At 72.4% G+C, this 21,044-nt stretch carries 19 protein-coding genes and 1 tRNA gene; 9 read left to right on the top strand and 11 right to left on the bottom strand.

What is annotated here, in order from left to right; all coding sequences use genetic code 11:
* Window positions 1-84: 84 nt before the first annotated feature.
* Entirely contained in the window at window positions 85-825 is a 741-nt protein-coding gene (locus tag AC067A_RS21405; RefSeq protein WP_479244069.1) for an SURF1 family protein, read from the bottom strand.
* Window positions 826-1,048: 223 nt separating this feature from the next.
* Window positions 1,049-2,881, bottom strand: a complete 1,833-nt coding sequence (locus AC067A_RS21400; RefSeq protein WP_479244068.1) for a S9 family peptidase — start codon at window positions 2,879-2,881, stop codon at window positions 1,049-1,051.
* A gap of 71 nt (window positions 2,882-2,952) precedes the next feature.
* Here AC067A_RS21400 and AC067A_RS21395 point away from each other — a divergent pair, with 71 nt between their 5' ends.
* Window positions 2,953-3,783: a class I SAM-dependent methyltransferase gene (locus AC067A_RS21395; protein WP_479244067.1), complete on the top strand. Its 831-nt coding sequence runs from the start codon at window positions 2,953-2,955 to the stop codon at window positions 3,781-3,783.
* Between the two features lie 53 nt (window positions 3,784-3,836).
* On the opposite strand, the gene AC067A_RS21390 is transcribed toward AC067A_RS21395, so the two are convergent.
* Window positions 3,837-4,874: an Lrp/AsnC family transcriptional regulator gene (locus tag AC067A_RS21390; protein WP_479244066.1), complete on the bottom strand. Its 1,038-nt coding sequence runs from the start codon at window positions 4,872-4,874 to the stop codon at window positions 3,837-3,839.
* Window positions 4,875-5,069: 195 nt separating this feature from the next.
* Between AC067A_RS21390 and AC067A_RS21385 the strand changes: the two genes are divergently transcribed.
* Together AC067A_RS21385 and AC067A_RS21380 are read left to right on the top strand one after the other, a co-directional pair.
* On the top strand, window positions 5,070-6,428 hold the full coding sequence (locus AC067A_RS21385) for a tetratricopeptide repeat protein (RefSeq protein ID WP_479244065.1): 1,359 nt from the start codon (window positions 5,070-5,072) through the stop codon (window positions 6,426-6,428).
* A 131-nt stretch (window positions 6,429-6,559) separates the two neighbouring features.
* Entirely contained in the window at window positions 6,560-7,567 is a 1,008-nt protein-coding gene (locus AC067A_RS21380) for a YdcF family protein (RefSeq protein WP_479244064.1), read from the top strand.
* A gap of 30 nt (window positions 7,568-7,597) precedes the next feature.
* On the opposite strand, the gene AC067A_RS21375 is transcribed toward AC067A_RS21380, so the two are convergent.
* Window positions 7,598-9,439: an alkyl/aryl-sulfatase gene (locus AC067A_RS21375; protein WP_479244063.1), complete on the bottom strand. Its 1,842-nt coding sequence runs from the start codon at window positions 9,437-9,439 to the stop codon at window positions 7,598-7,600.
* Between the two features lie 152 nt (window positions 9,440-9,591).
* Here AC067A_RS21375 and AC067A_RS21370 point away from each other — a divergent pair, with 152 nt between their 5' ends.
* A complete protein-coding gene (locus AC067A_RS21370; RefSeq protein ID WP_017240151.1) occupies window positions 9,592-9,873 on the top strand; it encodes a hypothetical protein in 282 nt (93 codons plus the stop codon).
* 184 nt (window positions 9,874-10,057) lie between these two features.
* Here AC067A_RS21370 and AC067A_RS21365 read toward each other — a convergent pair whose 3' ends face one another.
* Window positions 10,058-11,275, bottom strand: coding sequence for a protein kinase domain-containing protein (locus tag AC067A_RS21365; protein WP_479244062.1), 1,218 nt, complete (start codon window positions 11,273-11,275; stop codon window positions 10,058-10,060).
* Window positions 11,276-11,553: 278 nt separating this feature from the next.
* Between AC067A_RS21365 and AC067A_RS21360 the strand changes: the two genes are divergently transcribed.
* Window positions 11,554-12,432 carry a glycosyltransferase family 2 protein gene (locus tag AC067A_RS21360; protein WP_479244061.1) on the top strand — a complete coding sequence of 293 codons (879 nt, stop codon included), beginning with the start codon at window positions 11,554-11,556 and terminating at the stop codon, window positions 12,430-12,432.
* Window positions 12,433-12,553: 121 nt separating this feature from the next.
* Here AC067A_RS21360 and AC067A_RS21355 read toward each other — a convergent pair.
* The 3 genes from AC067A_RS21355 to AC067A_RS21345 all read right to left on the bottom strand — a co-directional run bounded on the left by AC067A_RS21355 (window position 12,554) and on the right by AC067A_RS21345 (window position 13,935).
* Window positions 12,554-12,627 (bottom strand) — tRNA-Pro (locus AC067A_RS21355).
* 38 nt (window positions 12,628-12,665) lie between these two features.
* Complete coding sequence (locus tag AC067A_RS21350) at window positions 12,666-13,004, bottom strand: hypothetical protein (RefSeq protein ID WP_479244060.1); 339 nt, start codon at window positions 13,002-13,004, stop codon at window positions 12,666-12,668.
* Window positions 12,997-13,935, bottom strand: coding sequence for a metallophosphoesterase (locus AC067A_RS21345; RefSeq protein WP_479244059.1), 939 nt, complete (start codon window positions 13,933-13,935; stop codon window positions 12,997-12,999). The genes AC067A_RS21350 and AC067A_RS21345 overlap by 8 nt, the downstream gene beginning before the upstream one ends.
* Window positions 13,936-14,009: 74 nt before the next feature.
* Here AC067A_RS21345 and AC067A_RS21340 point away from each other — a divergent pair, with 74 nt between their 5' ends.
* The gene (locus tag AC067A_RS21340) at window positions 14,010-14,474 is read left to right on the top strand and encodes a GatB/YqeY domain-containing protein (protein WP_479244058.1); all 465 of its coding nucleotides are present in this window, start codon (window positions 14,010-14,012) and stop codon (window positions 14,472-14,474) included.
* Between the two features lie 75 nt (window positions 14,475-14,549).
* Here AC067A_RS21340 and AC067A_RS21335 read toward each other — a convergent pair whose 3' ends face one another.
* Window positions 14,550-16,784 carry a transglycosylase domain-containing protein gene (locus AC067A_RS21335; protein WP_479244057.1) on the bottom strand — a complete coding sequence of 745 codons (2,235 nt, stop codon included), beginning with the start codon at window positions 16,782-16,784 and terminating at the stop codon, window positions 14,550-14,552.
* A gap of 417 nt (window positions 16,785-17,201) precedes the next feature.
* On the opposite strand from AC067A_RS21335, the gene AC067A_RS21330 reads away from it, so the two are divergent.
* The gene (locus tag AC067A_RS21330; protein WP_026058363.1) at window positions 17,202-17,546 is read left to right on the top strand and encodes a WhiB family transcriptional regulator; all 345 of its coding nucleotides are present in this window, start codon (window positions 17,202-17,204) and stop codon (window positions 17,544-17,546) included.
* A 250-nt stretch (window positions 17,547-17,796) separates the two neighbouring features.
* Here AC067A_RS21330 and bagB read toward each other — a convergent pair whose 3' ends face one another.
* Window positions 17,797-19,209: an ATPase BagB gene (bagB, locus tag AC067A_RS21325; protein WP_479244056.1), complete on the bottom strand. Its 1,413-nt coding sequence runs from the start codon at window positions 19,207-19,209 to the stop codon at window positions 17,797-17,799.
* Window positions 19,206-20,168, bottom strand: coding sequence for an ATPase BagA (gene bagA / locus AC067A_RS21320; protein WP_479244055.1), 963 nt, complete (start codon window positions 20,166-20,168; stop codon window positions 19,206-19,208). The genes bagB and bagA overlap by 4 nt, the downstream gene beginning before the upstream one ends.
* Before the next feature lie 157 nt (window positions 20,169-20,325).
* On the opposite strand from bagA, the gene AC067A_RS21315 reads away from it, so the two are divergent.
* Entirely contained in the window at window positions 20,326-20,484 is a 159-nt protein-coding gene (locus tag AC067A_RS21315; protein ID WP_015034547.1) for a Sp36 family protein, read from the top strand.
* Window positions 20,481-20,951 (top strand): RidA family protein, encoded by a 471-nt coding sequence (locus AC067A_RS21310; protein ID WP_267044426.1) that lies wholly within the window; start codon window positions 20,481-20,483, stop codon window positions 20,949-20,951. Before AC067A_RS21315 ends, AC067A_RS21310 begins: the two co-directional genes overlap by 4 nt.
* The last annotated feature ends 93 nt before the right edge of the window (window positions 20,952-21,044 follow it).

Raw genomic sequence — 21,044 nt, 5'->3', positions numbered from 1 at the left:
ACGCTCCGTCCCGGGCACGCTCCGGGCGGGGCACGGCTCCGTCCGGAACACGCTCCGGGCGGGGCACGGCCCCGTTCCGGGGCCTTACAGCCCCAGGGCCTCGTCCCGGGACGCCTCCGCCTCGCGGCGCACGAGGCGGAACCACATGAAGACGACGAAGCCGGCGAAGACGAACCACTCCGCGGTGTAGCCGAGGTTCTGGAAGGCCTTCGCGTCCAGGCCGGTGCCCGCCGCGGCGGCGGCCGGGACCGGCGTCAGGCCGGCGGGGGAGTCGGCGAGGGTGATCCAGGCGTCGTAGACGTCGTCCGTCACCACGTTGACCAGGGACGCCGCGCTGATCATGCCGAGCTGTCCCTCGGGCAGTCCGCCGGCGCTGTGGACGCCCTTCGTGCCCGCGTTCTCCGAGGCCTGGAGCGCGCCCACCACGGTGACCTCGCCGGACGGCGGAGCGGGGGCCTTCGCGCCCGTCGGGAGCCAGCCCCGGACCACCGGCAGGGAACGGCCGCCGTCCGTCTTCAGCAGCGTCAGGACGTACGCGCCGGTGCGGCCGTCCAGCTCGCGGTCCGGGACGAGGAACTGCTCGCCGAACCTGCCGCGCGCCTCGGCCGGACGGCCCGAGGTCTCGGTGTCCACCGGCAGCAGGGACGCCAGCGGCTCGGCCTTCAGCGAGCTCGGCGCGGGCCGCTGCTCGGCGTCCTGGTGGGAGTCGACGCGGTCCTCGAACTTGCCGAGCTGCCAGGTGCCCATGAAGACGCAGAACGGGATCGCGAGGAGGACGAAGGCGTTGATCCCCCACCAGCGGGGCGTTCTCAGGAACCGGTACACGCCCCCACGGTACGCAAGCCCGCCCCGCTCCCCCTCGGCCGGGTCCCCGCCGGGCCCGCCGCCCGGACCCGATCCGGGTCCCCGCCGGGCCCGCCGCCCGGACCCGATCCGGATGCACGCCCGCGTCGCGGTCCGGGCCCGTGTCCGGCCCGGTGGTCAGACCGGGCCGGACGCCCCGGCGCCTCGCGCCCACCCGAAGCCGCCCGGGCCGGCGCCTCGCCCGTCAGGTCCGGCTGCCCGGGGCCTCGCCTCCCAGATGCCTCGCGGCGAAGGCCAGGTCCAGGGCGACCTGCTTGATGCGCTCCTCGACCACCAGCGAGCCGTGGCCGGCGTCGTACCGGTAGACGTCGTGGACCGCGCCACGGGCCGCGAGCCGGCCCACGTAGTTGTCGATCTGCCGGATCGGGCAGCGCGGGTCGTTGACGCCGGCCGAGATGTGCACCGGGGCCTTCACCGCGTCCACGTACGTCAGCGGGGACGAGGCCGCGTACCGCTCGGGCACGTCCTCGGGCGAACCGCCGAGCAGGGTCCGGTCCAGCGCCTTGAGGGCCTCCATCTCGTCCTCGTACGCCGTGACGTAGTCCGCGACCGGGACCGCCGCCAGGCCGACCGCCCAGTCGTCCGGCTGGGTGCCCAGGCCGAGGAGCGTGAGGTAGCCGCCCCAGGAGCCGCCGGAGAGGACGATGCGCGACGGATCGGCCAGGCCGCTCGCCACCGCCCACGCCCGGACCGCCGCGATGTCCTCCAGCTCGATCAGACCGACCCGGTGCTTGAGCGCGTCGGTCCACTCCCGGCCGTACCCCGTCGAGCCCCGGTAGTTGACCCGCACGACCGCGTACCCGTGGTCCACCCAGGCCGCCGGTCCCGACGCGAAGGCGTCGCTGTCGTGCCAGGCCGGGCCGCCGTGCACCTCGAAGATCGTGGGGAAGGGGCCCTCGCCCTCCGCCGGGCGCTGCACGAGCGCGTGGACCCTGCCGCCGGGGCCGTCCACCCAGACGTCCTCCACGGGCACCGACGGCGGGGCCTTCGCGCCGGGCGGGTCGAGGACGACGCCGCCGGCCGTGGAGAGCACCACCGGCGGCTCGGCGGCCGAGGACCACAGGTACTCGACGCTGCCGTCGGGCCGGGCCGTCGCGCTCGACACCGAGCCGGCCGGGGTCTCCACCCCGACGAGGGCGCCGGTGGCGATCTCGTACCGCCACAGCTCGCTGCGCGCCTCGAAGCTGTGCACGATCAGCAGGCCGGAGCCGTCCGGGTACCACTCCGCCGACACGTCGCCCGGCAGGTCGAGCCGCAGGTCGGTCTCGGTTCCGGCCGCCACGTCCCACAGCATCGGCTCCCAGCGGCCGCGCCGCTGGTGGCCGACGAGCAGCCGGGTGTCGCCCGCCACCGGGGCGAAGCCGAGGACCGCGAGCCCGAGCTCCTCCGTGCCGCCCTTGGTGTCGTCCAGATCGGCGAGGACGGTCCCGTCCGAGGCGCGCAGCACGCGCAGCGCCGAGTGCATCGCGTCGCCGTGCTCGGTGTGCTCGATCGCGATCAGCGAACCGTCGTACGACAGGTCGCCGACCCCGGCCGACTCCCGGTGCCGGTAGATCTCGACCGGAGCGCCGGCCCCGGGGCGTACGAGGTGGACCGTGGAGCCGTCCTCGTCCGTGGAGCGGCCGACCACGAGGGTGCCCTCGCGGCCGATGGCGAGCCCGGCCGGGTAGGAGGCGGCGAGGTCGGGCACGGCGGGTTCGTCCGGGCCGCCGGCGAACGGCTGGCGCATCCACACGCCGAACTCGTCGCCGTCGGTGTCCGCGAACCACCAGATCCACGCGCCGTCCGGGGAAAGAGTGCCGTCCGTCGTCCCGTTGGGCCGGTCCGTGACCTGCCGCTGTGTGCCGCTCGCCCGGTCCCAGGCGTACAGCTCGTACGTCCCCGTCGCGTTGGAGACGAACAGCGAGCGGTCGGGGGCCTCCTCGGCCCACTCGGGCAGGGAGACGCGGGGTGCGCGGAAGCGCTGCTCCCATGCCGGCGTCTCCGCGGTGAGCTCGGTGTTCCTGCTCTCAGTCATGGACCCATGATGCTCCGGGCGGGCGACAATTCGGGTCGCGTCCTCCCCGGCCTGTGGATAACCTCGCCGACATGTACTCTCCGACCCCCGAAGACTGGCTTGAGGCCAACCGCGCGCGGTGGGACGAGCGCGTCCCGCTCCACGCCGCGAGCGAGTTCTACGACCTCGACGCCTTCCGCGCGGGCAAGGACGCCCTCCGCGACTTCGAGCTGGCGGAGGTCGGCGACGTCGCCGGGCGCTCCCTGCTGCACCTCCAGTGCCACATCGGCCTGGACACGCTGTCCTGGGCGCGGCACGGCGCCTCGCGCGTCGTCGGCCTGGACTTCTCCGAGCCGGCCGTCGAGACGGCCCGCTCGCTCGCCGCCGACCTGGACCTGCCGCAGGACCGGGCCGCGTTCGTCGCCGCCGACGTGTACGACGCGGCGGAGGCGGTCCCGGACCGCGCGTACGACATCGTCTACACGGGCAGCGGGGCGCTGTGCTGGCTCCCGGACATCGACCGCTGGGCGGAGATCGCCGCCTCGCTGGTGGCGCCCGGCGGCTTCCTCTACGTGGCGGAGTTCCATCCGCTGACCGACTCGCTCGACGACGAGACCGGCAGCCGGATCGTCCACGACTACTTCGTCCGTGAGCCGTGGGTGGACACCACGCCGGGCACGTACGCCGATCTCGACGCGACGACCGTCCACAACCGCAGCGTGGAGTGGGTGCACCCGGTCGGCGAGGTCGTCACGGCGCTCGCCAAGGCCGGTCTGCGGATCGAGTTCCTCCACGAGCACGACGCGTCGCTGTTCCCGCGCTACGGCGCGCTCCAGCGGCACGAGGACGGCTACTACCGCTTCCCGGCGGACCGCCCCCGCATCCCCCTGATGTACTCGGTCAAGGCCTCCCGCCCGGCCTGAGCGCTTGAGGAGTCCGCTACGGCCGGCCGAGCCTGAGGACGCCGACAGGGGTCTCAGGGGGCGCAGTAGGGCCGTACGTGGTGGGTCCGGCGGCCGTCGGGGCCGAGGACCTGCGCCCCGATCTTGTGGGTGCGGAGCGAGAGCGAGGTGCCCGCGACGCGGAGCGCCGGTGCCGCCCGCACCATGGCCGCGGTGATGTCGTGCAGTTCGTCGACGGTACGCAGCCACATGGCGAGGGCCAGGTTGTGCGGCCCGGTGACCGAGGTGATCACGCGGGTCTGCCGCAGCCGGGCGAGCGCCGCCACCGTCGCCGGCACCTCCAGGGGCGGGACGTCGGCCGTGACCATCGCCCAGACCGGGCGCCCGGAGAACCGGGGGGCGGCCTGGCAGTGCTGGTGGAGCACGCCGGCGCCGGTGAGGGTGTCCAGGCGGCGGCGCACCGTGGACTCGCTCGTGCCGCACTGCCGGGCGAGCTCGGCGGCGCTGCGGCGGGCGTCTCCGGCCAGTTCCGCGACGATCCTGCGGTCGAGCTCCGTGACGTACGGGTACGCGCGCGCGTGCGCGGGGCGGGGCCGCCGGTCGCCGTTCACGGTCTCGGCGAGGAGCCGGGCCTTCCCCGGGGGGAGCTGTTCGAGCCGTGACCGGTACGGGCGGTTGTGCAGCCGTGTGACGACCTGGGTGCGGGACCGGATCACCCCGGGCAGCCGCCGGATGCGGTCGGCGAGGTAGGCGTCGAGCGCGTACAGGTCGGGCGAGACCACGAGCAGGACCAGATCGGCCTCGCCCGTGACCTGGTGGACGCCGAGGGTGCAGGGGTCGCCGGCGACGTCGATCGCGGTGGCCTCCGCGTCGCCGGGGACGCACTCCAGCTCGATCCAGGCGTGCAGCGTGGCCTCCGTGCCCAGCCGGGCGGCGAGCAGGGAGTTCCAGGCGTAGCCTCCGGAGCTGAGGTGCTCCCAGCGGCGGGCGAGGGTGTCGGGGCTCGTGCCCAGGACCGTCGCCAGCTGGGTCCAGCTGGCACGCGGGGCGATCTGCAATGCGTGGATCAGTGACAGATCCGCTTCTCCCAGGACGGATTCCCCGGTATCCATGTACCTCCTTGGCCGATCCCGGGCAAACCCTGGGTGTGGGCTCCGGTAAGCCCCAGGATGTGGACCAGGGCAAATGCATTCAAGCCGCGACGGTGGCTGATTTCCATTAAATCCGTCCCACGTCACAGGAGAAGGACGGAGAAGGAATACGGGGGCAGGGCGATGTGGGCAGGAGAATCGGCGGAAAACGCGATCTTGTGGGGCGAGCCGGTCGCCTTCGACCAGCTCGTCGCCGCCGAGCGAGGCTACGACAGCTGCGGACCGGCCGAACAGCTCCTGTGGGAGCGGCTGTCCGTCTTCGAGGGTGCCTTCGGCAGGGACGCCGTCCGTGAGGTCTGCGCCTCCGGCGCGCTGCCCGCCGGGCGGATCCAGACGGTTCTGGACCGGCTCGCGCCCCTCGCGCTGCTCCCCGTGGACGACCTCTTCGACGGCGAGGAAGGCCTGCCCCGCTACTGGATGCCCCACCCGATGCGGGCCGTCGGCGCCCGCCGGCTCACCGCGCGCGGGGACCGCTGGGTGGTCGTCCTGCACCACCGCAGGTGGTGCGTGAGGCTCGCCCGGCAGGCCGCCGACTGGTGGCAGCGCGGCCGGCAGCTCGACGCCCGGGACCTCGCCCTGCGGGAACTCCCCGACCTGGCGGTCGCCATGGACCCCACGACCGCCCCGCTGTCGTCGAGCACCGAGGCCGACACGGCGCTCGAGATCGCGGTCTCCCTGTGGTTCCTGTGGGTGGCCTGCGGGCGCGTCACCGAGGGGCGCACCCGGCTGCGGCACGCCCTCAGCCTGCACGCGGGCCCGGCGCCCGCCCGCGCCCTGTGGCTCGCCGCCTTCCTGGAGCTGGAGTCGGGCCGCCCCGAGGACGCCGACCCGCTCCTCGCGCAGGCGTGGGCGGCGGCCGTCCGCGACGGGGACGACCGCTGTCTGACGCTCCTCGCCCATCTGCGCGGTGCGACCGCCCTCCACCAGGGGCGTACGCGCGCGGCGGCGGCCGAATTCCGGGACGCGCTGGCCCTGATGGAGGAGCACCCGGAGTTCGGGCCGACCCGCCGGGCGTGCTGGGTCGGCCTCGCGCTCTCCCTGTGCCGTTCGGAGCCGGAGGCCGCCCAGGAGGCGCTGGACCAGGCCGACCTGGACCGGGAGAGCCGCCGGGCCTGGGTGGGCCGCGACCTGTTCGCCGACGCCTGGGCCTCCCACGTACGGGCCGAACTCGTGGCCTGGGACGGAGACCGGGAGCGGGCCGCGGAGTACGCCCGACGGGCCCTGCGCGAGCACCTGCGCCTCGGCTCCGCGGTGGGCGCGGCCTGCGCCGCGGAACTCCTGGCCCAGATGCGGGCGATGGACGGCCGGCACGACGAGGCGGCCCATCTCCTCGGCGCCGTCGACCTGTTGCGCACCTCGGTCTTCGACTCCTCGTACCGGCCGGCGGAGTACTGCATGGTGACCCGTGCCCGCGGCGAGGCCGCTCTGCGGGCCCTGCTCGACGACACGGACCTGAGGAGCGCGTACGAAGAGGGCGCGAGGCGGGGCCTGTTCACGCTCGCGGGCGAAGGCTAGGGGGCGCTTCGCCGGTCACGCCCGGGCTGATCGGCAGGACGCCCCTCCAGGAGCTGCCGGTCCGGAAGACCGGGCGGGTTCCGATCTTCCGCGGCGGGTCCGTCGTCCGTCGCTCTGCCTACGATGTCGGAATGTTCGCCTTCGTCGTGGCCGCCGTGTTCCTGCTGCTCTTCGGGGCGGGTGTGCTGCGCGACCGGCGCCGCTTCGGCAACGCGGTGTACCTCGGACTCGCCGTCACCTTCCTCGGCATCGGGCTCCTCGCGGGCATCGACGACGCCCCGCCCGGCGTCGCCGAGACCGTGATGATCGTCGTGCTGCTCGTCCTCGGCCTGGGCCCGGTCGTCCTCGCCGGACTGCTCTGCGCCAACGGCGTGGAGATGGTCCGCAAGGAGGGCAGACGCCCGGCCAACCTGCTCGCGCTCCTCGCCGGACTCGGCATGTTCGCGGTGATGGGCCTCGCGATCGCCGCCGCCGTCACCCGCTCGCCGGTCCTCGGCGTCCTCGTCGGCACCACCCTGCTGGTGCTCGCCTACGTCTCGTTCCTCTTCGCCTGCTTCGTCGGCTACGCCTACCTGTACGGCCGGATGCGGATCCGCCGCGACGCCGACTACGTCGTGGTGCTCGGCTCCGGGCTCGTCGGCGGCCGCCGCGTGCCGCCGCTCCTCGCGAGCCGCCTGGAGCGCGGAAGGCAGGTGTACGACATGCTGCTCGCGCGCGGCGGGGACGCACCCGTCCTCATCACCTCGGGCGGGCAGGGCCCCGACGAGGAGCTGCCCGAGTCGCACGCGATGGCCGACTGGCTCGTCGAGCGCGGCTTCCCCGCCTCCGCGGTCGTGCGCGAGGACCGCTCCCGCACGACTGAGGAGAACATGCTCCTCAGCAAGGAGCTCATGGAGCGGGACCGGCCCGGATCCTCCTGCGTGATCGTCACCAACGACTTCCACGCCTTCCGGGCCGCCCTGACGGCACGCCGGGCGGGCGTGGACGGCCAGGTGGTGGGCTCCCCGACCGCCGCCTACTTCTGGCCGACGGCGACCATCCGCGAGTTCGTCGCGGTCTTCCTCCAGTACAAGGTGGTCAACATCGGGATCTGCCTGATCCTGATCCTGCTGGGGGTCCTGGCGTGGGCCGTGCGCTGAGCGCGGTCGGTCCGGTTCATCGAGGGCTCCTCACGGCGTGACGATCGGGAAGAACGGGTCGGGCTTCGTCACGTACGACAGGAGCCGCGTGAGCAGCCGGGGATCGCCCTCCACCCCGATCCCGAGCTCCTCGGGGCCCTGGCCGGCGAGTAGACCGAGCAGCTGGGCCTTCCCCCCGAGGGTGAGGGTGAGCCCGGCGGGCGTCCGGGGCGCGGCGACCGCCCGGTGGGTGAGGGCCCCGTTGCGCAGGGTCAGGCGGCGCCGCTCGCCCGCGTCCGTCGGGCCGTCCAGCAGGACCAGGTCGATCGTCAGGTCCTCGTCCCAGGCCCGCGGCCCGTCGATCGCCACGGCGACCGAGTCGATCAGCATCGGGACGGTGAGGGCCATCGCCATCTCCGGGTTGGTCGTGTCGACCATCTCGCCGGCGACGCCCTCGCGGAGCTCCTGGGCGCCGCGCAGGTAGAAGTTGCGCCAGGTGGCGTTCTCGGCGCCGTACCCCAGCCGCTGGTACACCCCGGCGAGGACCTCCTTCGCCTCCCCGTTCCCGGGGTCGGCGAAGACCAGGTGGTCGAGCAGGGTCGCGGCGAAGCGCAGGTCGCCGTCCTCGGCGTACGCCCGGGCCTTGGCGAGGGCGTCGGCGGCGCCGCCGGCCACCTCCACGTACCGCGCCGCCAGCTCCGCGGGCGGCAGCTCCCAGAGGTGGGCCGGGTTGCCGTCGTACCAGCCGAGGTAGCGCTGGTAGATCGCCTTCGTGTTGTGGCTGAGCGAGCCGTAGTAGCCGCGGCCGTGCCAGGCCCTCTCCAGGGCGGGCGGCAGCTCGATCCGCTCGGCGATCTCGGTGCCCGTGTATCCCGCGTTCAGCAGCCGGAGCGTCTGGTCGTGCATGTACGCGTACAGGTCGCGCTGCTCGGCGAGGAACGCCACCACGTTGTCGTGACCCCAGGTGGGCCAGTGGTGGGAGGCGAAGCCGACGTCGTACCGCCCGTGGAAGTACTCGATCGCCTCGTCCAGGTAGTGCGCCCAGATCCGCGCGTCGCGGACGACCGCGCCCCGCAGGGTGAGCACGTTGTGCAGGGTGTGCGTGGCGTTCTCCGCCAGGCACAGGGCCCGGTGGTCGGGGAAGAGGAAGTTCATCTCCGCCGGTGCCTCGGTGCCCGGAGTGAGCTGGAAGACGATCCGCACGCCGTCGACCGTCTCCTCCTGCCCGGTCTCCGTGATGTCCACGGTCGGCGGGATCAGGCTGATCGTGCCCGTCGAGGCGGCCTGCCCCAGGCCAACACCGATCTGGCCGTCCGGGGCCTTCGGGAGACCGACGCCGTACATGAAGCTCGCCCGGCGGGTCATGGCGTTGCCAGCGTACACGTTCTCGCTGACCGCGTGCTCCAGGAAACCGGCGGGGGCGAGGATCGGCACGCCCTTTTCGGTGCCGTGCGGGAGGACGCCCCGGACGCCGCCGAAGTGGTCGCCGTGCGAGTGCGTGTAGATCACCCCGGTGACCGGCCGGTCACCGCGGTGCTCCTTGTACAGCGCGAAGGCGGCGGCCGCCGTCTCCACGGAGATCAGCGGGTCGATGATCACGACCCCGCGCTCGCCCTCGACGATCGTCATGTTGGAGAGGTCCAGGCCCCGCACCTGGTAGATGCCCGCGGTGACCTCGTAGAGGCCCTGGCGCGCGCACAGCCGGCCCTGCCGCCACAGGTTCGGGTGCGCGGTCTCCGGGCACTCCTCCTTGAGGAATCCGTAGGCGTCGTTGTCCCAGATCACGCGGCCGTCGTCGGTCGTCACCGCACTCGGGACGAGGGCGCCGAGGAAGCCCCGGTCCGCGTCGTCGAAGTCGGTCGTGTCCTCGAAGGAGGGCAGGGCGTCGCTCATGGACCAGGGGCTCCGTTCCGCGGGGACGGTGGTTCGGCGTACCGGTCCATCTGAACACCGGGCCACTACGACCGCACTTCGGAGCGGCGGGACCGCCGGACCGTACCTACTCTGGAGATACGCGTCCCACTCCGGCGGCACGGAGGTGGCCCATGAGGGCACGCCACCACTTCCACATCGACTACCTCGGGCACTCGGTCTCCGCGACCGTCCAGACCGGGCACACACCCGTCGTCGAGGTCCTCGTCGACGGCAAGGAGACCGGCTACGCCACGACGAAGGCCGACCGGCCGGTCACCGTCCCCATCGAGCTGCCCACCGACCCCCCCACGCCCGTCACCATCCGGGCGACCCCGGGGCCCGGCGTCCCCCGCTGCCTCCTCCTCGCCACGGCCGACGGAGAGGGACAGGTGATGGCCCCCCGGCTGTACTGACCGAGTGCCGTCCCCAGGGCCGTGCGAATCCCTCGTACGGCTCCGGTCCGCCCGGCTCAGGAGAGCCAGGCCGCGTCCCCGGGCCGTGCGAATCCCTCGTACGGCTCCGGTCCACCGGGCTCAGGAGAGCCAGGCCGCGTCCCCGGGCCGTGCGAATCCCTCGTACGGCTCCGGTCCGCCGGGCTCAGGAGAGCCAGGCCATCCCGATGATCAGGAAGACGACGAAGGCGATCGCCCCGGCGACGGCAGCCGTCTTGCGGGGCCGCCGTCTGGAGAGCTCGGCGAGCCCGCCGCCCGCGCTCCCCGGCCGCTCACGCCGACGCGAGGCCGCGCCGGCGCCGGCCGCCGGGCGGGGCGCGGACCGGGACGACCGGGGCTGCTGCGGGATGGCTCCGCGCAGGGGCGCGGTGCCCGGCAGGGGAGCGGCGCCGGGCATCGGTGCCGCTCCCGGCCTGTGCGCCGCGGGCATCGACCCCGATCCCGCCACCGCCACCGGCATCGGCGCCGGGTGTGCGGCGACGCCGGGGACGGGTCCGGCGGTGTGGTGCGGGGCATGGGACGGACCGGCCGTGCTCGGGGCGGGCCGCGCGTAGGACCGCCACGCGCCGGAGGAGAACCAGTCCGCGATCGACTGCGCCGAAGGCCGCTGTTCCGGCTGCTTGGCCAGCAGGCTCAGCAGATACGTCTCGAACTCGGGCGGCAGGGACGCCCCGAGCCGGGTGGGCGGCACCGGCGGGGTGTCGATGTGCTGGTACAGCAGGGCCGTCGCGGTGTCCGCGCGGAACGGCGGTCGGCCGGTGACCAGTTGGTAGAGGACGCAGCCCAGCGAGTACACGTCCGACGCGGGCGAGGCGGGCTGGCCGAGGGCCCGCTCGGGCGCCAGGTACAGCCCCGTGCCCACGATCTGACCCGTCGTCGTGAGCGCCGCCGAGGGATCGTCGACGAACCGCGCGATGCCGAAGTCGGCCAGCTTCACCGTCCCCTCGCCGTCGACGAGCAGGTTCCCCGGCTTGATGTCCCGGTGCACCACGCCCTGCCTGTGCGCGGCCGCGAGCCCGGCGGCGGCGTGCGCGGCGACCACGGCGACCCGCTCGGCGGGCAGCAGCAGGGGGTCGGACGGGTTTCCGGCGAGGCTGTCGCCCTCGACCAACTCCATGACCAGGAACAGCTTTCCGTCCCACGTGCCGAAGTCGAAGACGCCCACCACGTGCGGGTGGCTCAGCCGGGCGGCGGTCTGCGCCTCCAGCCTGAACCGGTCGGCGGCGGAGGGGTCGGTCCCCTGCGCCAGCATCAGCTTCACGGCCACGGCCCGGCCCAGCACCTCGTCGGTGGCCTGCCACACCTCGCCCATGCCGCCCCGGCCGATACACACGTGAAGCCGATATCGGTCCGCGACCAGCACCTGGAGACCACCCTTTCGACGATCGATCAACCTGACGGAAGAGAACCAGCGTAGAGCCGCCCGCCCCCGTCCTTCGCCGCGCTCCCCTCCGTACGGGCCCCCGGGCGTGACGGCCCACCGGAAGTGGCGCCCCGCGGGCGCGGCGGAGTACCGGGCGGGACGGTTCGCGGGGCGTGACCTGCCACCGGTGTCCGGCTGTACGCCGGGTGAACGGGGCGTGTCGGCAGGCGGTTAGCATCGCGGCCCGGAGTATTCACGTGTGTGGGACGGAGTGGGTCGTGGCGCGACCGCGTATGGGTGTGGCGGTACTGACGATGGGCACGCGCCCCGCCGAGCTGGGGGCGCTCCTCGACTCCGTGGCGCGGCAGGACGAGCCGGCCGCCCGGATCGTCGTCGTCGGCAACGGCACCGGCTCGCTCCCGGACCTCCCCGAGGGCGTGACGGGCGTCGAACTGCCCGAGAACCGAGGGGTGACGGGCGGCCGGAACGTCGCGATCGAGACCCTGCGCGCCTTCGGCGACGTCGACGTGGTCGTCGACCTCGACGACGACGGCCTTCTCGTCGACACCGACGTCCTGCGTCGCCTCGCCGACCTGTACGCGGCGGACCCGGCCCTCGGCGTCGTCTCCTTCCGCATCGCCGACGAGACCGGCGAGACGCAGCGCCGGCACGTCCCCCGCCTCGGAGCGAAGGACCCGCTGCGCGGCGGCGAGGTCACGACCTTCCTCGGCGGCGGCCACGGCCTGTCGATGCGGATGCTCGACCGGATCGGCGGCTGGCCGGAGGACTTCTTCTTCACGCACGAGGAGACCGACCTCGCCTGGCGCGCCCTCGACGCCGGCTGGAAGATCCTCTACGCGCCCGAGCTCCTCCTCCAGCACCCCAGGACGAGTCCCGCCCGGCACGCCGTCTACTACCGGATGACCGCCCGCAACCGCGTCTGGCTCGCCAAGCGCAACCTCCCGGCCCTCCTCGTTCCCCTCTACCTCGGCGTCTGGATCCTTCTCACCCTCGCCCGCACCCGCTCCCTGTCCGGCCTCGCCGCCTGGTTCGCCGGCTTCGCCGAAGGCCTCCGCCGGCCCTGCGGCCCCCGCCGCCCCATCCGCTGGTCCACCGTCCAGCGCATGACCCGCCTGGGCCGCCCGCCGATCATCTAGCCCGCCCCGGGGGCTTCCGGGGCTTCGGCCCGGGCCCGGAAGCCTCCCCGGCCCCGCGGGAAACACAAACAGGTGAGGCCGGTACTGGAATCAGTACCGGCCTCACCTGCTGTTTCGGCTGTCGGGGTGGCGGGATTTGAACCCACGACCTCTTCGTCCCGAACGAAGCGCGCTGCCAAGCTGCGCTACACCCCGATGTCACTGCTCTGTTCTTCACGTCGCGGCGACATCGCTTACTTTAGCCCACGCGCGCGCTCAGACGAAATCCGGTATTCGGGGGACGGCGGCGCAGGTCGGATGCGGTCGAGGCCGACGATGGCGAGGCCGAGGAGGTAGAAGGCCGTGCCGAGGACGACGGCGACCAGGATGTCGGACCGGATCGTGAAGTGGCTGAGGGCGACGGGCACGTTGCCGTGGACGCACTCGATGACCAGGCCCGTCGCCGCGGCCGGGGCGATCAGGCCCCGGAAGGCCGCGGCGTACGGCCGGCGCGGGGCGGGGGCACGACGGCGGAGGCCGGCACGGCCGAGGGGCGGGGCGTGAGCACGGCCCCACCGTAAGTGCTCAGGCACGTGCCGTCAGGGTGAGCAGGGTGGCCTCGGGCGGGCAGGCGAAACGGACCGGGGTGTACCGGTTGGTGCCGCAGCCCGCGGAGACGTGGAGGTACGAGGTGCGGTCGGCGACCGTGTGGGTGGAGAGCCCCTTCACCCGGTCCGTGTCGAGGTCGCAGTTGGTGACGAGCGCCCCGTAGAAGGGGATGCACAGCTGCCCGCCGTGGGTGTGTCCGGCGAGGATCAGCTCGTATCCGTCGGCGGTGAAGGCGTCGAGCGAGCGTAGGTACGGGGCGTGGACCACGCCCACCGTGAAGTCGGCCGACGCGTCGGGGCCGCCGGCCACCCGCTCGTAGCGGTCGCGCTTGATGTGCGGGTCGTCGAGGCCGGTGAACGCCAGATCGGCCCCGGGCAGCTTCAGCCGGCCCCGGGTGTTGGTGAGGTCGACCCAGCCGGCCGCGTCGAAGCCGTCCCGCATGGGCTCCCACGGGTTGTGGCGGGCGCCGACGACGGGCCCGTTGCCGTTGAGGCCGTGGCGGCCCTGGGCCTTCTCCTTCAGGTAGCGGGCGGGGTTGCGCGGCGTCGGCCCGTAGTAGTCGTTGGAGCCCATGACGTACACGCCCGGGAACTCCATGAGCGGGCCGAGCGCGTCCAGGACCTCGGGCACCGCTTCCGGGTCGGAGAGGTTGTCGCCGGTGTTGACGACGAAGTCGGGGCGGAGCCCGGCGAGGGACTGGAGCCAGGCCTGCTTCTTGCGCTGGCCGCGCACCATGTGGATGTCGGAGACCTGGAGGACGCGCAGGTCGCGCATGCCGGGCGGGAGGACCGGGACCGTCAGTCGGCGCAGCCGGAACGAGCGGGCCTCGAAACCGGCGGCGTAGACGAGTCCGGCCGCGGCCGCCGCCGTCAGACCTGCCGTGACCTTCAGGGGGATCCCGTACCGTGCGCGCATCCCCCCATCGTCGCAGACCCGCGGGGTGGAAATGCGCGGGCGGGTGGGGCGGGACACCTGCCACACTGGACCCCATGACCACGCTCAAGGAGAAGCTCAAGGCCGACCTCAACGAGGCGATCAGGGACCGCGACGAACTGCGTTCCTCGACGCTGCGACTCACCATCACCGCCATCACGAAGGAGGAGGTCGCGGGCAAGACCAAGCGCGAACTCTCCGACGACGAGGTGCAGAAGGTGATCGCGAAGGAGGCGAAGAAGCGCCGCGAGGCCGCGGACGCCTTCGCGCAGGGCGGTCGCCACGAGTCCGCCGAGCGGGAGAAGGCGGAGGGTGTCCTCCTCGACGCCTACCTGCCGAAGCAGCTCAGCGACGAGGAGCTCGACGGGATCGTCGCGGCGGCCGTCGAGGAGGCGAAGGCCGCGGGCGCCGAGGGGCCGCGGGCCATGGGCGCCGTCATGAAGATCGTGAACCCGAAGGTGGCCGGCCAGGCCGAGGGCGGCCGCGTCGCCGCCTCCGTCAAGAAGCTGCTCGCGGGCTGACCCCGCGCGGCACGGCCGCCTCCACGCGAGAGGGCGCCCCCACCGGGTGGGGGCGCCCTCTCGTATGTCGGCGCGTCAGCGGTTGCCGCGGCCGCCGCGGCCGTCGCCGCCGCCCAGCATGTCCGGCGGGATCGTGATGCCGGGGAACGGGTTGGTCGGGTCGGTGTCGCCCGGCTTGGCGTCACCCGGCTTGCGGGGCTTGTTCGGGCCCTCGTCGCCCTCCGGGTCCTTGGGCTTCTCGGCCCGCGGCACGGGGACGGTGTTGAAGCCCGGCGTCTCGGAGGCGTCGAGCGCGCCCGTCATCGCGATCTTCCAGATGGGGCCGGGGAGGCAGCCGCCACAGACCTTCTCGTAGTACTCGCCGCCGATGGTGATGTCGTACATCGACTTCTTCTCGCCGACGTCGTCACCGACCCAGACGGCGGTGGACAGGTTCGGGGTGTAGCCCACGAACCAGGCGTCCTTGCGGTCGTTGGTGGTACCGGTCTTGCCCGCGTTGTCGCGGTCGCTCAGACCGGCCTTGGTGCCGGTGCCGTCCTCGACGACGCCCTTCAGCATCTGGTTGATGACGTCGGCGGTGTGCTGCGACATCGCGCGCGAGCACTTCGACTGGGGCACGTTCAGCTTGTCGCCGTTGGCGGCCTTGATCGACTCGATCACGACCGGCGTGCAGTACATGCCGCGGTTGGCGAAGGTCGCGTAGACGGACGCCATGTCGAGCGGGGTGCTCTCGATACTGCCGAGCGTGATGGACGGGCTCTGCTTCACGGGCTTGCCCAGCTCGCGCTCGTAGCCGACGTGCTTCGCCATCGTCAGCGTCTCGCACAGGCCGGCCATCTGCTCCAGCTTGGCGAAGTACGTGTTGATGGACTTGCCGAGGGCGCTGGTCATGTCATAGGCGCCCTTCTCCGACTTGATCTCGTTGTTCACCTCCCAGTTCCCGTAACCCGCGGGGCTGCCGTCGCAGCGGGTGTAGTCGGTCTCCGGGATGTTGATCTGGGTGGGGGTGTCGAAGACCTGTGCCGGGCTCAGGCCCTTCTCCAGGGCCGCGGCCGCGGTGATCGGCTTGAACGTCGAGCCGACCTGGAAGCCGTACGTCGTGCCGCCCATCTTGCTGCCGACGGCGAGGTTGAGCGTCGTCTGGTGCTGCTTCTGGTCCAGGCCGTACGGGCGGGACTGACCCATCGAGACGATCTTGCCGGTCCCGGGCTGGACCTGGACGACCGAGGCGGCGACCGGGTCGTCCTTGTTGACCCTCGCGATGGCGGCCTCGTTGGCGGCGGCCTGCGCGCGCGGGTCGAGCGTGGTCTTGATGGTGAGACCACCCAGGTTCCACAGCTTCTGACGCTCCTCGGCCGTCTTGCCGAAGACCGGGTCGTTGAGGATCGTCTTGCGGACGTAGTCGCAGAAGAAGCCGGAGCCGTCGACGGCGGTGATGCAGCCGTTCTTCGGCGTCTTGACCTTCAGCTTCAGCGGGGCGGCCTTCGCCTTGTCGGCCTCGGCCTGGCTGATGTCCTTCACGTCGGCCATCCGCTGGAGGACCACGTTGCGGCGCTTGGTCGCTTCCTGGATGTCGTTGATCGGGTCGTAGCGGCTCGGCGACTGGACGAGGCCGGCCATCATGGCCGCCTCGCCGAGGTCGAGCTTGGCGGCCGGCTTCGAGAAGTACCGCTGGGAGGCGGCCTCGATGCCGTACGCCTGCTGCCCGAAGAACGTGATGTTGAGGTAGTTCTCCAGGATCTTCTTCTTGCCCAGCTCCTCCTCGACCTGGATCGCGAACTTCAGCTCGCGGACCTTGCGGCCGATGGTCTGCTGGGTGGCCTGGGCGACCTTCTCGGGGTCGTCACCCGCCTCCTCGACGAAGACGTTCTTCACGTACTGCTGGGTGAGGGTGGACGCGCCCTGCGCGACACCGCCCGACTGCGCGTTGCGGTTGATCGCGCGCAGCACGCCCTTGAGGTCGATCGCGCCGTGCTCGTAGAAGCGGCCGTCCTCGATCGCGACGATCGCCTTCTGCATGTACGGGGAGATCTTCTCCAGCGGGACGACCTGCCGGTCCCGGGAGTACACCGTGGCGATGAGCCCGCCCCTGGAGTCGAGAATGGTGGTGCGCTGACTCAGCGGCGGGGTCTTCAGGTTGGAGGGGATCTCGTCGAACCCCTCGACCGTGCCCTTCGCGGCCAGTCCGAGTGCGCCGGCCGCGGGCAGGGCGATGCCCGCCAGCACGGCTCCGGAGAGCACACTGACACCGAGGAACTTGGCGGCCTGCTGGGTCCCGGTCAGACCACCGCCCGAGCGCTTCTTTGCCATGGGGGGCAGCCTACGTTCTCATTCGCCGGACACGCGTATATGCCTTGGCCTAAGCTGCTCACAACTGTCACAGCAGTGCGGTCCCGCATCAAGACCCGTGCGTGACATCGGTATGAATTCCCGTGACCCCGAAACGCGGGAAGCTCGTGTCCGATTCCGGCTCATGTGTCACGCGGTGCCCGGAGTGGCCCCGCCGAGGAAGGGCATATCTGCACGGTATGCCCGCTATCACACGCATGTCCTTCGGTCACTCCCCTGGGTGATCTGACGCGCACACATAGTCCGTTCGGGCCATCCAAGATTGGGCCCGAAGGGGGTGTTGCGCTGTGCCCACCTTCCGTAACGTCCCAACTGGCAGCGGTGAATATGCCGCTGTCGCCGTGGGGGAGCCTCGATTCGGGAGAGGACGGCGCCGGTATGGGCTGGGTAGCTGACTGGAGTGCGCAGGCGGCCTGCCGCACTACCGATCCGGATGAACTTTTCGTGCAGGGAGCGGCGCAGAACAGGGCGAAGGCGGTGTGCACCGGGTGTCCGGTGCGGACCGAGTGCCTCGCCGACGCTCTCGACAACCGTGTGGAGTTCGGCGTGTGGGGCGGCATGACGGAGCGCGAGCGCCGCGCCCTGCTGCGCCGGAGACCGACCGTCACGTCGTGGCGCCGGCTCCTGGAGACCGCACGCACCGAGTACGAGCGCGGCGCGGGCCTGCTGCCCGTCGCCATGGAGGACGACGCGACGTACGAGGCGTACGCGGCGGTCGGCTAGACCGGATCCGTACGCGGTGATCCGGCCACGCGGCACGGAGACGTGCGCGGCGGTCGGCTGGATCCGACCTGTACGCCGTGGTCGGCTCGGACTCGACCTGTACGCCGTGGTCGGCTCGGACCCGGCCCGTACGCCGTGGTCGGCTTGGACCCGACCCGCACGCGGCGATCCGGACGTGCGCGGCGGTCGGCGGACGCCGGCCGATACGCGGTACGGAGACGTGCGCGCGTCACGGAGACGGTGACACCGCTCAGGCCGAGGGCATCCGCCCGGCCGTGAGCCGGTCACCGATGGCCCGCAGCCCGGCGAGGTCGTGCACATCGCCGGGCAGGGCGGCCACTTCGGTCACCGCCACCTCGGGGTGGAGCGCGGTGAAGCGGTCGCGCGTGCGCTGCTCACGTGCGAGCACCCGCATGCGCTCGGCATGCAGGCGCAGAAGTCCCGCGGTGAGTCGGCGGACGTCGACGTCCACGTCTTCGACAGCCGTGTCTTCGACGACCGTGTCTTCGAGGTCCGCGTGCTCCGTGTCTGAGTCCGTGCGTGGGTCTGCGTCTTCGTCGTCGTGCTGTGCGGCCGGTTCGGCTGTGGGGGCAGCCTCGGTTGCGGGGATTGCGGCGGCGGTGGCGAGATCGGACGGCTCGGGCTTGGTGGCCGGGGAGCCACGCAGTTCAGCTTTCCCGCCCCCCTGATCCACAATGCGCCCCTCGTCAAGATTTTCCGCGGCGGCCCGCGCCCGCTCGGCCGACAGTCGAACGGCGCCGCTGCCGTGGACGCGGTTGAGGACGAGACCCGCCAACGGCATCTCCTCGGCGGCCAGCCGCTCCACGAAGTACGCGGCCTCGCGCAGCGCGTCCCGCTCCGGCGTGGCGACCACGAGGAACGCCGTGCCCGGGGCCTGGAGCAGCTTGTAGGTGGCGTCGGCGCGGGTCCGGAAACCGCCGAACATCGTGTCCATCGCCGCCACGAACGTCTGGACGTCCTTCAGGAACTGACCCCCGAGCAGTTTCCCGAGGGTGCCGGTCATCATCGACATGCCGACGTTGAGGAACTTCATCCCCGCCCGGCCGCCCACCTTCGCCGGGGCCATCAGCAGCTTGATGAACGTGCCGTCGAGGAAGGACCCGAGCCGCTTGGGCGCGTCGAGGAAGTCCAGCGCGGACCGGGACGGCGGCGTGTCGACGACGATCAGGTCCCACTCGTCCCGCGCCCGGAGCTGGCCCAGCTTCTCCATCGCCATGTACTCCTGCGTACCGGCGAATCCGGCCGAGAGGGACTGGTAGAAGGGGTTCCCCAGGATCGCCTGCGCCCGCTCGGGGTCCGCGTGCGCCTCGACGATCTCGTCGAAGGTCCGCTTCATGTCGAGCATCATCGCGTGCAGTTCGCCGCCGTCGGAGCCCTTGATGCCGTCGACCTTGCGCGGCGTGTTGTCGAGGGAGTCGATGCCCATGGACTGGGCGAGCCGACGGGCCGGGTCGATGGTGAGGACGACGACCCGCCGGCCCCGCTCGGCGGCCCGCACGCCGAGCGCCGCCGCCGTCGTCGTCTTCCCGACCCCGCCCGCGCCGCAGCAGACGATGATCCGGGTCCCCCGGTCGTCGATCAGCGGATCGAGCTCCAGGACCGGCACGGAGTCGAGCCCGCCGGCAGCAGCCTTCTCCGTCACGCGCCCACCCCTTGCTTCCGCAGTTCCTTCGCGAGCCGGTAGAGCCCCGCGATGTCCGCCCCGTCCCCCAGGAAGGGGAGTTCGTACGCGGGGACGCCGATGCCGTCGAGGACCGCGCGCTGCTCCCGCTCCAGCTCCACCCGGCGGGCGTGCTCGACCGCCTCGTCGAGGAGCGGCTCGACGAGGCGGGCGCCGCCCGTGACGCCGACGGACGCCAGGGTCCGGGCGATGGCGTCGCGGTGGTCGCCGGAGGCGGCCCGTACCGCCGCGCCGTCGAGGACGTGCGGTCGGACCATGTTCACCACGACCCGGCCGACCGGCAGTTCGGCGTTCCGGAGCTCCGCGACGCCGTCCGCGGTCTCCTGGACCGGCATCTCCTCCAGGAGGGTCACCAGATGGACCGCCGTCTCGGGGGACTTGAGGACCCGCATGACGGCCTGCGCCTGGTTGTGTATCGGGCCGATCCTGGCCAGGCCCGCCACCTCGTCGTTGACGTTGAGGAAGCGGGTGATGCGGCCGGTGGGCGGCGCGTCCATGACGACGTGGTCGTAGGTGTGGCCGCCGTGCTTCTCGCGCCGCCGGACCGCCTCGCAGGCCTTGCCGGTCAGCAGGACGTCCCGGACGCCCGGGGCTATCGTCGTCGCGAAGTCGATCGCGCCGAGTTTCTTCAGGGCCCGCCCGGCACTGCCCAGTTTGTAGAACATCTGGAGGTAGTCGAGGAGCGCGCGCTCGGCGTCGATCGCCAGCGCGTACACCTCGCCGCCGCCCGGCGCGACGGCGATCTTGCGCTCCTCGTACGGAAGCGTCTCCGTCTCGAAGATCTGTGCGATGCCCTGTCTGCCTTCGACCTCGACGAGGAGGGTCCGCTTCCCCTCCGTCGCGAGGGCGAGGGCGAGGGCGGCGGCGACCGTCGTCTTACCGGTACCGCCCTTGCCGCTGACGACCTGGAGCCTGCTCACGCTGTCGAGCCTAACCACTGGCGGCCGTGCCCAATCAGCTGACCGCCCCGGAGAAGCCCCCTAGGGGCCGCGTCGGGGCAGCCGCGGCGCAGCCCGCGGGGGCCGTCCCGGAGGCCGCCTCGGAGGGCGGCCCGCCGGCAGCGGATACAGTCGGCCCATGACCAAGTGGGAGTACGTCACGGTGCCGCTTCTGGTGCACGCGACCAAGCAGATTCTGGACACCTGGGGCGAGGACGGCTGGGAGCTCGTCCAGGTCGTGCCCGGGCCGAACAACCCCGAGCAGCTCGTGGCCTACCTGAAGCGGGCCAAGTCGTGAGCGGGGCCGTCGAGGCGAGGCTGGCCGAGCTCGGCCTGACCCTGCCGGAGGTCGTGCCCCCATTGGCCGCGTACCAGCCGGCCGTGCAGTCGGGCGTGTACGTCTACACGTCGGGCCAGCTCCCGATGGTGGCGGGCAAGCTGTCGGTGACCGGCAAGGTCGGCGACGAGGTGACCGCCGAGGAGGCCAAGCAGCTCGCCGCCACGTGCGCGCTCAACGCCCTCGCGGCCGTGAAGTCGGTCGCCGGTGACCTCGACCGCATCAAGCGCGTCGTGAAGGTCGTCGGTTTCGTCGCCTCCGCCTCGGACTTCACCGGCCAGCCCGGCGTGATCAACGGCGCCAGCGAGCTGCTCGGCGCCGTGCTCGGCGACAAGGGCGTGCACGCCCGCAGCGCCGTCGGCGTGGCCGTGCTGCCGCTCGACGCCCCGGTCGAGGTCGAGGTCCAGGTCGAGCTCGTCGAGGCCTGATCGTCCCGCACACGCGCGTGGAGCCGGCTTTCCCGTCCGGGGGAAGCCGGCTCCCGTGCGTTCCGACGCCCGTCCGGAGCGGTTCCCGTGCGT

It is taken from the genome of Streptomyces sp. NPDC043176, assembly GCF_056436715.1.
The sequence above is the reverse complement of the archived record's forward strand: the minus strand, read 5'-3'. Positions and strand labels throughout refer to the sequence as shown.

Excerpts from the sequence above, each read along its gene's own strand:
- AC067A_RS21345 (WP_479244059.1), bottom strand. The coding sequence starts at position 13,935 with ATGCGCGCACGGTACGGGATCCCCCTGAAGGTCACGGCAGGTCTGACG.
- AC067A_RS21395 (WP_479244067.1), top strand. The coding sequence starts at position 2,953 with ATGTACTCTCCGACCCCCGAAGACTGGCTTGAGGCCAACCGCGCGCGG.
- AC067A_RS21340 (WP_479244058.1), top strand. The coding sequence starts at position 14,010 with ATGACCACGCTCAAGGAGAAGCTCAAGGCCGACCTCAACGAGGCGATC.
- AC067A_RS21375 (WP_479244063.1), bottom strand. The coding sequence starts at position 9,439 with ATGAGCGACGCCCTGCCCTCCTTCGAGGACACGACCGACTTCGACGAC.
- AC067A_RS21315 (WP_015034547.1), top strand. The coding sequence starts at position 20,326 with ATGACCAAGTGGGAGTACGTCACGGTGCCGCTTCTGGTGCACGCGACC.
- AC067A_RS21380 (WP_479244064.1), top strand. The coding sequence starts at position 6,560 with ATGTTCGCCTTCGTCGTGGCCGCCGTGTTCCTGCTGCTCTTCGGGGCG.
- AC067A_RS21390 (WP_479244066.1), bottom strand. The coding sequence starts at position 4,874 with ATGGATACCGGGGAATCCGTCCTGGGAGAAGCGGATCTGTCACTGATC.
- AC067A_RS21330 (WP_026058363.1), top strand. The coding sequence starts at position 17,202 with ATGGGCTGGGTAGCTGACTGGAGTGCGCAGGCGGCCTGCCGCACTACC.
- AC067A_RS21335 (WP_479244057.1), bottom strand. The coding sequence starts at position 16,784 with ATGGCAAAGAAGCGCTCGGGCGGTGGTCTGACCGGGACCCAGCAGGCC.
- AC067A_RS21400 (WP_479244068.1), bottom strand. The coding sequence starts at position 2,881 with ATGACTGAGAGCAGGAACACCGAGCTCACCGCGGAGACGCCGGCATGG.
- AC067A_RS21370 (WP_017240151.1), top strand. The coding sequence starts at position 9,592 with ATGAGGGCACGCCACCACTTCCACATCGACTACCTCGGGCACTCGGTC.